We start from the raw sequence: 659 nt of genomic DNA, 5'->3' as shown, positions 1-659 counted from the left end.
CTGATATGGTTTGCGCTAAAGCTGCACTAAAACAGCAACCTAACACAAACCAAATGACTGTTAAAAATTTTACTTTCATAAGTTTGGTTTTATTAAAAATGAAATTACGGCGGTAAAAGTACGCCCCTTTTTTTATATAAGCAAATATTTTGTTAATTATTTTATTTCATTTAACAAAATAAATTCTTAACAAATTGAAATACAATTAAAATCCGAAAGTAAAATAGAAAATTTAGAAGGTGTAAAAATTAAAAAAACGAAGAGAACAATATAAGAAGAGTAAACGATGAGCGAAGGATAAGCGAACAATGAGCGAACGATAACTGAACGATAACCGAATAATTCTCCCACCAGTCTCACCTGTCCCACTCGTCCCACCTGTCTCACTCGTCCCACTCGTCCCACTTGTCCCACTCGTCCCACTTGTCCCACTCGTCCCACTCGTCCCACTTGTCCCACTCGTCCCACTTGTCCCACTCGTCTCACCTGTCTCACTCGTCCCACTCGTCCCACTCGTCCCACTCGTCTCTCAATCCTCCTAGCCCTCTCAATCCTCCCAGCCCTCTCACTTGTCTCACCTGTCTCACCTGTCCCATAATCGCCCGTGCGGCTCGCACTCCCACTCGTCTCCCAATCCTCCCAGCCCTCTCAGCCGTCCC

The organism is Capnocytophaga sp. oral taxon 329 str. F0087 (assembly GCF_000213295.2).
Classification (GTDB): Bacteria; Bacteroidota; Bacteroidia; order Flavobacteriales; family Flavobacteriaceae; genus Capnocytophaga; species Capnocytophaga leadbetteri_A.
Note: the sequence above shows the minus strand (reverse complement) of the source record.